This is a genomic window from Arthrobacter gandavensis (assembly GCF_039528575.1).
Taxonomy (GTDB): domain Bacteria; phylum Actinomycetota; class Actinomycetes; order Actinomycetales; family Micrococcaceae; genus Arthrobacter_B; species Arthrobacter_B citreus_B.
Window position 1 is genome coordinate 253934 of sequence record NZ_BAAALV010000007.1, and the last position, 9801, is coordinate 263734.

Here is a 9801-nt window from a genome sequence, read left to right on the forward strand (position 1 = left end):
CCGCATGCCCAGTTTCCCCCGGCTTCCCGCTGCCGTTCCCCGTGCCCTGAAGGCAGCCTTCTCCAGCGTCACGGCGCTGGGCTGGACCGTGGCAGCCCTGGCCGGGGCATGCTGGCTGACCGGGGGACTGCTGGGCTGGCGGGAAGCCCTGATTGCAGCGCTGGCGCTGTCGCTGGTGCTGGGGGCAGGCCTTGTGTTCGTCCTGGGCCGGCAGGCCTATTCGGTGCGCCTTGATCTAACCCGCACCCGGGTGGCCGTGGGGGACGACGCCGTCGGGTCCCTGACCGTGGGCAACCCCGGTGCGCGGCTGCTGCTCCCGGCCCTGCTGGAACTTCCCGTGGGCGCCGCGACTGCCGTGTTCGAGCTGCCCCGCATGGCGCCGGGTGCTGAACATGAGGAACTGTTCCGGATCCCCACCCAAAAGCGCGCAGTGATTGTGGTGGGTCCGGTCGAATCGGTTCGCCGGGATCCCTTTGGCCTGCTTGGCCGCCGGCTGCGCTGGACGGACCCGGTGGACCTGTTCGTCCATCCGCGGACCGTGAACCTGCAGGGCTCGGCCACCGGCTTCATCAAGGACCTGGAAGGCCTCCCCACGCGGGTCCTGAGCACTGCCGACGTGTCCTTCCACGCGCTGCGGGAGTACGTGCCCGGGGACGACCGCCGGCACATCCACTGGAAAACCACGGCACGGACCGGCACGCTGATGGTGCGGCAGTTCGAGGAGACCCGGCGCTCCCACCTGGCCGTCGCTCTCTCCGGGCGCCGGGCGGACTACGGCAGCGACGAGGAATTTGAACTGGCGGTCTCCGTTGCCGGATCGCTGGGCCTGCAGGCACTGCGCGAGCAGCGTGACCTAAGCGTGCTGACCCAGGACGGCGTGATGCGCAGCGGGAGCGGAACGATCCTCCTGGACGGCCTGACCCGTCTTGAAAGCGCAGACCGCCGGCAGGGGACACGGGAGCTGGCAGGCCTCACCGCCGACGCCGTGCCCAACGCCTCCGTGGTCATCCTGGTCACCGGTTCGGTTCCAGGCGCCGGGGAACTGCGTTCCGCGGCGGCTGCCATTCCTCCGGGCATCCGCACCCTTGCTGTCCAGTGCACCGAAGCCGTCGCCCCGGGCCGCCGGGACATCGCCGACCTGACGGTGCTGACCTGCGGCAACCTGGATGACCTTCCCGCGCTGATCCGGAAGGGTACGGCGTGAGCACTGAAACACCCCTGCGGCCCCGTGAACGCAACCGGCCGCGCAGCAGCAAACCAGCCGCGGCGGAGCTGCTACGCCCCGAGGCGCTGCGGCGGATCCTCGAAGCGGCGGCGCTGGCGCTGCTGCTGACCGCCGGTGTGCTGGGCTTCGGCCCGAGCTTTGGCGCAGACCCCCGTTATCTGGTCGCCGGACTGGGCGGGGTAGTCCTGGGTCTTGGCCTGGCCGCGGCTGCTGCCGCCCGCCGGTGGGGCATGTGGGCTACCGCAGGAGCCGCCGGCGGCACTTACCTCGTCCTCGGGTCCGCGCTGGCGGCACCGGTGGAAGCAGCGGGCGGTGTACTGCCAACCCTTGGCTCGCTGCGGGTGCTGGTCCTTGGCCTTGTCTTCGCATGGAAAGACCTGCTGACCGTCGCTCCGCCGGTGGGAACGGCAGGCGGCATGCTGGTGGTGCCGTTCCTGCTCAGCCTGCTGGCCGGGCTCACCGCCGGCCTGCTGTCCTGGCGGGCCCGCGGCGCGTACTGGCCGGCGCTTCCTGTTCTTGCCCTCTTCGCTGCCGGCATTGCCTTCGGTACCAAGGACGTTCCGCTGCCGGGCCTGCGGGCGCTCCTGCTCGCCGCCGGGCTGCTGGTTTTCCTGTCCTACCGCCGGACCCGGGCGCAGTCAGCTTCCGCTGCTCCGCAGGCTGCCCTGAGTTCGGCGCCGGCCCGGGCCGCCAGGCTGCGCCGGCGGATTTACGGTGCGGGAGTCATTGCCGCGGCGGCAGTGCTCTCGCTGGCAGCGGCACCGCTGCTCGGGACGGACCTGGACCGCAGGGTCCTCCGCGACACCGTGGAGCCGCCCGTAGACCTCTTCAACTTTCCGAGCCCCCTCACCGACTTCCGCCGCTATGTGAAGGACAACGCGGACACCACGCTGTTCACCGTGCAGGGGCTGCCGGAGGGCCAGCGGGTCCGTCTCGCGGCGATGGATGCCTATGACGGCGTTGTTTACAACGTCAGCGGCCAGGCCGCAGGCGGGTTCGCCAGGGTAGGTGACGCGGGCACGCTTGGCGGCGGTCCTGCGGACGGAGCGGCGACCCTGCAGTTCGAGATCCGTGACTACAACGGGGCCTGGCTGCCTTCCGGCGGGGATGCCCGGGCCCTGCGTCCGGCAGGGGACCGGGCACGGGAAATAGCAGCCGGGCTGTATCACGACGCCGGGACCGGCACGATGCTCTCCACCTCCGGTGTGCGGTCCGGAGACAGCTATGAGACGGCCGTGGTGTTCCCGGAGGAATACGATGACGCACAGCTTGCTCAGTACGGTTTTGCCCAGACCGCAATGCCGCGCCTGCAGCAGGACCCGCCGATTATCGGCGCCAAGGCAGCGGAGTTCGCCGGCGAGGAAACCACCCCCATCCAGCGTGTCCGGCAGCTGCAGCAAATCCTCGCCACGGAGGGGTACTTCAGCAACGGCAAGGACGGACAGACTCCGTCGCTGCCCGGACACGGCGCCGCCCGGATGGTCAGCCTGCTCGACGCCGAGCAGATGGTCGGCGACGACGAACAGTACGCCGTTGCCATGGCACTGATGGCACGGAAGCTGGGAATCCCGGCACGTGTGGTGATGGGTTTCTACCCGGACTGGGATGAGCTCGAGGGAACGCCGGGGAAGATCGACATCACCGGCGACGATGTCCACGCGTGGGTGGAAGTTGAGTTCGAACGGGTCGGCTGGGTGCCGTTCTTCCCCACCCCGGACGAAGACAATGAACCTGTTCCGCCCCAGCAGCAGCCCAAGTCCACGCCCAAGCCGCAGGTTCTCCAGCCCCCGCCCCCGCCCCAGGAACCGGCTGAACTGCCGCCGGACACGGCAGCAGATCCGCAGGATGCCGAGGACAAGGACGAGGATCTCTGGAAGAGCGTCTCCGGGTTCCTGCGCATCCTGGGACTGGCGTCATTGCCCCTGGTCATCCTGTTCGGACCGCTGCTGTTGATCCTGGCGTTCAAGCGCAGGCTGCGCATCAAACGGCGCACCTCGGGAGGCACCGCCCAACGGGTGGCGGGAGGCTGGCGGGAAGTACTGGGCGCCGCAGCGGACCTGGGGGTGACGGTCAGCGGCCGGCGCACACGCCGGCAGGACGCCGCCGCCCTGGGCCGGGCCTTCCCGCTGGGGGCGGACGCCACTGCCGCATTGGCCCGCCGGGCCGACGCCGGCGTCTTCGGCCCCGGTGACCCCACCGAGGAAGAGGTGGGCGCCTACTGGGAGGACGTTGAAAGGGTCCGTGCGTCCCTTACCGGCACGGCCGGCTTCTGGCAGCGCCAGCGCGCCCGGTATTCGCTGCGTTCCCTCCGCCTTGAACGCCGGCTTGCATCCCGGTCCGGCACGGTCCGCGGACGGTCCGGAGGACTGCTCCGGCGCCTGCGGGGCGAAGCGGCAAAAGTGACCCGCCGCACCGGCGCTGCTCAAGACCCCCGGGGTCCGTTAGGGTAATGAAGAGAACAGGTAAGACAGATCACTACAGTGAGCAGCTTCCGGATAGGGCGTGAATGAACTCCGACGAAAACACAGCTGAGCCCCTGGAACTGGAAGCGGTCTTTGGCTACGCCTCGGACCGCGGACTGCGGCGGGAGCTGAATGAAGACTCGCTGATCGCGGCCGACCCGGTGTTTGCCGTGGCAGACGGCATGGGCGGGCACGAAGCCGGCGAGATCGCCAGCAGCATCTGCGTCCGCACACTGGGAGACTCGCGGCTGGTGGGCGAACACCTGCCCGAGGTTCCCGCGGCCGAGATCGAGGAACTGCTGGCCAAGGCAGACCGCCAGATCCGTGAAGCCACCGGCGGCCGGGCAGGTACCACCCTCACCGGTGCCGTGCTGGTGCAGGAAGAATCCCGCCCGTACTGGCTGGTCTTCAATGTAGGCGACTCACGTACCTACCGGCTCTCCAACGGGGCGCTGGAACAAATCACAGTTGACCACAGCGAAGTGCAGGAACTGGTTGACCTGGGCCAGATCACCCCGGACGAGGCACTGGTCCACCCCCGCCGCCACGTCGTCACCCGCGCCCTGGGCACGGGCAATGACACCAATGCCGACTTCTGGCTGATCCCTGTAGAACCGGGGGACCGGCTGATGGTTTGCTCCGACGGTCTCACCGGTGAAGTCAGCGACGGGCACATCTTCCAAATCCTCTCCTCCGTGAGCAACCCCCAGGACGCCTGTGCGGCCCTGGTACAGGCGGCCCTGCGGGCCGGCGGCCGGGACAATGTCACCGTGCTGGTCATCGATGCGCACTCCGGGTCGGCGAACCCCGATTCCGGAGCGATTACGCTGCCCGGACTTGCCTCGCCGAACTCCGCGGGCAGCACTCAGGCAACCGACGCGGCGGAGCCGGCAGAAAACGGACAGTGATCAGCTGATGGACGGACTGCGGTATCGGCAGCACCCCGGGGCGGCCTGGCTGGTGCTGGTACGCGGCACCCGGGTGGTGCTCCTGCCGGCGGAGACCAGCCAGCAGCGGCTGGATGAAGTCTGGGCGTCTCTGCAGGGCAGCGCACCGCTCGAGGAAGTTTTCGACGCCGTCACGGGCGGGCTTGCGGGTTCACTGAGCCGGCTGCCCTCATTTGGGCTGGTCTCGGTGGAGAGCCAGGTGACCGTCCTGCTGCGCGGCCCGCTGGAGCTGGAGATAGACGGAGTTCCGGCTGCCTCCGGGAGCAATCTGCGTACCTGGAGTGAGCAGGTCTTCCCCGCCGCCGGCACGCTGGTGCTGCGCTCGGCGGCGGACCACGGACAGGATCCGGCGTCGCCGCTGCTGCTGCTGCGCGAGGGCATGGCAGCCGTGCAGGGCATCGAGATCGACCTGGCTGCTGTGCCCGGTGCCGCATCGCCCCGGCCAGCCGCGGCAGTCCCCGGAGAAGCCGCAGCCGTGGACATTCCGCCCGCTCCGGTGGGACCGCCGCCCGTTCCGGCCGAACCAGCACCGGTCTCACCGCCGGCTCCGGCTGAACCGCCAGCCCCGGCCGAACCGCCAGCCCCGGCCGAAACCATCGCGCCGGCTGCCGGTCCCGACCTCAGTGCAGCTGTTCCCTGGCTGAACCTCACACCTCCTCCGCTGTCCCCAGACGCCGCGGCGCTGACCCGGGAGCCTGAACCCGAAACCACCCCGGACAGCGGCGAACCCACAGAGACCCTTCCGCCCGTGGACCATGACGGCCATACGGTCATGGGGTTCAGGCCCCAGCCCGGCACGGCCCTTCCGGGAACACCGCTGCCAGGCACGCCGGCATCGACTCCGGCGGCCGCACCTGCTGCGGAAGCCCTGCCGGCGGAGGAGGACGATGACGGCGAGACTATCCGTTCCGCTCCGGCGGGACCGCGTCCCGGCGCCTCGTCAGCGGGATCGGCACCAGGCTCCGATACCGGGCCCACCGTACTTGCCCGCACCTGCCGCCAGGGCCACGTGAACCCTCCGACTGCTGCGGCCTGCCGTTTCTGCGCAGCGGAACTTTCCGGGGATCCGCAGCCGGCAGTCCGGCCCAGCCTGGGGATCATGCGGCTCTCCACCGGTGCCGTGTATGAGCTGGACCGGAACATCATCATCGGACGCCAGCCATCGGCGTCGCGCGTGGCCGGAGCGGCGCTGCCCAGGATGGTGCAGGTGCCCAGCGACAGCGGAGATATTTCCCGCTCCCACGCCGAGGTCCGGCTGGAAGGCTGGCACGTGATGCTCCGGGACCTGTTCTCCACGAACGGGACTGTGCTGATCCGCGAAGGCGCCCTGCCCCGCCGCCTCGCGCAGGGTGAAGCGGCCATCCTCCTGGACGGCGACGTCGCGGAACTGGGTGACGGCGTCACGCTTCGCTTCGAAGGGCTGGCATGACAAAGCGGCCGCCCGCGCCGCCGCCCAGCATTCCCGGTTTCAGTTTCCTGGAACATCTGGGTTCCGGCGGCTTCGCAGATGTCTACCTTTACGAACAGGACCGGCCACGCCGCCGCGTGGCAGTGAAGGTCCTGCTGTCCGACCTGCGCGGCGACGCCTCGCGCTCCGGGTTCGAGGCGGAGGCGAACCTCATGGCGCAGCTTTCCTCCCACCCGTACATCGTCACGATCTACGAGGCGGACACCACGGCCGAGGGCCGTTCCTACCTGGCCATGGAATACTGCTCCCGTCCCAGCCTCGACGCCAGGTACCGCCAGGGCGGACTCCCGCTGGCTGAAGTCCTGGCCGTTGGGGTCCAGGTGGCATCGGCCGTTGAAACCGCGCACAGGGCTGGAATCGCCCACCGTGACATCAAACCGGCGAACATCCTCACCACGGACTACAACCGGCCCGCGCTCACGGACTTCGGCATTTCCGGGACGATGGACAGCGACGAGGACGGCGATGTGGGAATGTCCATCCCCTGGTCGCCTCCCGAAGCACTCTCCGGAGCCCGCGTGGACGGCATCCGAGCCGATGTGTACTCCCTGGGCGCCACTCTGTATACGCTGCTGGCCGGCAGGTCCCCGTACCTGCGTCCCGGGCGGAGCAACGCCCCGCGGGACCTGGTGGACCGGATCATTTCTGAACAGCTCACCCCAACCGGGCGCAGCGACGTACCGGAGTCCCTGGAACTGGCCCTTGCCACAGCCATGGCCAAGAGCCCCGAGTCCCGGTATTCCTCCGCTTACGCCTTCGCGCTGGCGCTGCAGCGGATCCAGGCGGAGCTGAACCTGTCCGTCACGGAGTTCGCGGTGCTGGACGACGCCGGGCGCCAGGCACCTGAACAGGACGACGGCGAACGCACCCGGGTGCGGCGGATCGTCTCGATTGATCCGGCAGCAACCACGTTCCCGCCGACTCTGCGACACGGCGGGAACCTTGTTGCGCCCCTGCACGAGGCCGCCGGGGACACCGCTGACGGGACCGTGCTGCGTGCACCGGCTGCGCTGCCTGCCGGTGCGCCCCGGGGTAACGCCGGAGCGGACGCTGCCGGAACACAAACAGCGGCCCCGTCCGGGACGGCCCTGCCGGTCGGAACCCGGACACACGCAGGAACGGGCAGCGCGCCCTCCCAAACCGCGGGGGGAGAGCCAGTCCCCAATGATCCCGGCGCCGGGGTACCTGTTGCCGGAAGCCGCGGCCGCGCCCTGCGGGGACGCCTGATCGCCGGACTTGCCGGGGCCGCGCTGGTGGCTGCCGTGGCGGCAGCACTGGTTTTGGCACCGGACCCGGCACCGCCCCGGGACGCGGCGCAGCGGTCCCAGCCGCCGTCGAACGCCCTGGGCGGGCTGGAAGGTTCCGTGGCACCGCCGTCGGACCTCACCGGCGTGCAGGAGGCCGGCAATGCCGTGTTCCGGTGGGAGAACCCCGAGCCGCAGGAAGGGGACATCTACCTTTGGCGAAGCGTCACCGCCACGAGCAAGGGCGAATTGGTCCGCACGTCTGCGGCCGAGGCCGTCATACCCTCAGCAGGGTCACAAACCTGCATTGAGGTTCAGGTAGCCCGGGCCAACGGAAGGGCCTCGGAACCGGCAGCAGTGTGCACCGGATAAGGCGCGCGCCGCGCTGCAGGTGCGCTGGCGCAGGGATGTGCTGAGGATGGGACATAATAAGCCGTTGAGGAGCGCCAATGCCGGGCTGCTCAGGCAAGGCTTCCGCTGCAGGGGATGCGCCGGGGCCGCTACGAAGGAGAGGGATCTTGGGGGATCTGGCGATCGATTTTAGCGGGGAATGGTACGAACCCGATGACGGAACAGTGTTCCGGATTGGGCGCGAGGGCGACCTCGCCATTGATGACAACCCGTACCTTCACCGGCAGTTCCTGACGATTTCCCAGGAACACGGAATCTGGTGGCTAACCAACATCGGAAGCCGGATCTCAGCGACCATCTCCGATTCGAAGGGCGGCATGCAGGCCTGGGTGTCGCCGGGTGCCCGCATCCCGCTGGTGTTCGAGCAGACCCGTGTCATCTTTACCGCCGGTCCCACCACCTATGAATTCGACGCCCACCTCAAGACGCCTGCGTTCCGGCCTGACCCGCTGGACGGATCGGGATCGGGGGAGACCACCATCGGCCCGGTAATGTTCACCGAGTCGCAGCGCGCGGTGATCGTAGCGCTTGCCGAGCCCATGCTGCGCCGCGACGGCACGGGCTACAGCGCACTGCCCACCTCAGCGGATGCTGCGGCCCGGCTGGGATGGTCCCAGACACGGTTCAACCGCAAGCTGGACAACGTGTGCGACAAGCTGGACCGGGTGGGAGTCGCGGGGCTTCGGGGCGGGCCTGGAAAGCTGGCGGTGAACCGCAGGGCCCGGCTGGTGGAGCACGCCGTGACATCCCAGCTGGTGACGTCGGCGGACCTCGTCCTGCTGGACCAGGTCTCCGCTGACCCTGAGGCCTAAAGCGAGAGCTGTTCCCACCCCGGGCACGCGGAGAGAAATGACGCTAGGAACGAAGAGGCAATGGTGACCAACCCGAATCTTGTGAACGCCACGGCAGGCCAGCGGCTGGCAGCCCGTGCGGTGGACAGCGTGCCACTGGTGGTTCTCGCGCTGGTCGCAGTGCTGGTTCCGGGCCGGCTGGCCGTTGGGCTGTGCGCTGCCGGCGCTGCGGCATACCTGGCCTGGACCTGGCTGTGGGAAGCAGGCAGCGGGCAGACTCCAGGTAACCGGGTCCTGGGGCTTCGGACCGTAAATGAAGACGGCCTGGCTCCGGGCTTTGCTGCCGTCCTGGTACGGAACCTGCTCCTTGCCGTCTCAGCCCTCACAGTGGTGGGCCCCTGGATCATGACGGTCTCCAACCTCTGGGACCATCCCACCCGCCGCCAGGGCTGGCATGACAAGGCCGCCCGTACACTCGTGGTCGACATCCGGGCCGGCCGCGATCCGCTTCTGACCGGCGGACGCTGGGCCGGTGCAGCAGCCCCGGCACCGGTCCCGGCCGCCGCACCAGCCCCGACCGCCGCGCCAGCCACCGGGTGGGTGCCTGGACCTTCGACGCCGGCGCCTGCCGCACCGGCTGGGCCACCAGCTCCGATCAGCAGTGTGCCCGGAGTAGGCGCAGCCGCAACGCAGACAGCGGTGAGCAGTCCTGCACCGGAAGAGGAAGAAGACGTTGAACTGACCCGTATCGTCTCCCGCGGGCAGGGGACCGGCTGCCGCCTGGTGTTCGACGACGGCGCGGCTGTCCGGGTCACCGGCACCGCGCTGCTGGGCCGCAACCCCGCGCCGGCCATCGGTGAGAAGGTGAGCCAGCTGATCGACTTCGCGGATATGGGGCGGTCCGTGTCCAAGACCCACCTGCACCTGCAGTCAGACGGTTCAACCGGGCTGTGGATCACTGACCGGGGCTCCACCAACGGCAGCTCGATCGTGGCCCCGGACGGCCGGCACGAAGCCCTCGCGGCGCACAGCCCCGTGCTCGCGCCGTCGGGCAGCACCGTGTACTTCGGTGACCGGCACTTCACCGTCGGCTAGCCCTAGGCGGGACGTACCACCGCCCCTGACGGGACGCTTCGCCGCCCCTTAGCGTTACAGATCCTGCCCTCCTCCTCGCAAGCTCGGAGAGGGGCCCTGGATCTTCCACTAACTCGGTCGTTCCTCGCTCGGCGATGCGGGGCTACACGAAACGTCCC

7 protein-coding genes are annotated in these 9801 nt (G+C 69.3%); all 7 read left to right on the plus strand.

All coding sequences use genetic code 11. The annotated features are described in order from the left end of the window. Positions 1 to 4: 4 nt before the first annotated feature. On the plus strand, positions 5 to 1204 hold the full coding sequence (locus ABFX29_RS14620; RefSeq protein ID WP_152228606.1) for a DUF58 domain-containing protein: 1200 nt from the start codon (positions 5 to 7) through the stop codon (positions 1202 to 1204). Next, positions 1201 to 3675, plus strand: coding sequence for a transglutaminase-like domain-containing protein (locus ABFX29_RS14625; protein ID WP_246167571.1), 2475 nt, complete (start codon positions 1201 to 1203; stop codon positions 3673 to 3675). The genes ABFX29_RS14620 and ABFX29_RS14625 overlap by 4 nt, the downstream gene beginning before the upstream one ends. 56 nt (positions 3676 to 3731) lie before the next feature. After that, entirely contained in the window at positions 3732 to 4595 is an 864-nt protein-coding gene (locus ABFX29_RS14630) for a PP2C family protein-serine/threonine phosphatase (protein ID WP_152228605.1), read from the plus strand. Between the two features lie 7 nt (positions 4596 to 4602). Continuing rightward, positions 4603 to 6063, plus strand: coding sequence for an FHA domain-containing protein (locus tag ABFX29_RS14635; protein ID WP_152228604.1), 1461 nt, complete (start codon positions 4603 to 4605; stop codon positions 6061 to 6063). Next, positions 6060 to 7718 carry a serine/threonine-protein kinase gene (locus ABFX29_RS14640; RefSeq protein WP_152228603.1) on the plus strand — a complete coding sequence of 553 codons (1659 nt, stop codon included), beginning with the start codon at positions 6060 to 6062 and terminating at the stop codon, positions 7716 to 7718. The genes ABFX29_RS14635 and ABFX29_RS14640 overlap by 4 nt, the downstream gene beginning before the upstream one ends. A 146-nt stretch (positions 7719 to 7864) precedes the next feature. Further along, positions 7865 to 8569, plus strand: coding sequence for an FHA domain-containing protein (locus ABFX29_RS14645; protein ID WP_152228602.1), 705 nt, complete (start codon positions 7865 to 7867; stop codon positions 8567 to 8569). A gap of 60 nt (positions 8570 to 8629) precedes the next feature. Next, positions 8630 to 9643, plus strand: a complete 1014-nt coding sequence (locus ABFX29_RS14650) for an RDD family protein (RefSeq protein WP_152228601.1) — start codon at positions 8630 to 8632, stop codon at positions 9641 to 9643. Positions 9644 to 9801 lie beyond the last annotated feature (158 nt).

What these genes read in the sequence shown, in the direction of transcription:
- ABFX29_RS14620 (WP_152228606.1), top strand. Translation starts at nt 5, where the DNA reads ATGCCCAGTTTCCCCCGGCTTCCCGCTGCCGTTCCCCGTGCCCTGAAG.
- ABFX29_RS14630 (WP_152228605.1), top strand. Translation starts at nt 3,732, where the DNA reads ATGAACTCCGACGAAAACACAGCTGAGCCCCTGGAACTGGAAGCGGTC.
- ABFX29_RS14635 (WP_152228604.1), top strand. Translation starts at nt 4,603, where the DNA reads ATGGACGGACTGCGGTATCGGCAGCACCCCGGGGCGGCCTGGCTGGTG.
- ABFX29_RS14640 (WP_152228603.1), top strand. Translation starts at nt 6,060, where the DNA reads ATGACAAAGCGGCCGCCCGCGCCGCCGCCCAGCATTCCCGGTTTCAGT.
- ABFX29_RS14650 (WP_152228601.1), top strand. Translation starts at nt 8,630, where the DNA reads ATGGTGACCAACCCGAATCTTGTGAACGCCACGGCAGGCCAGCGGCTG.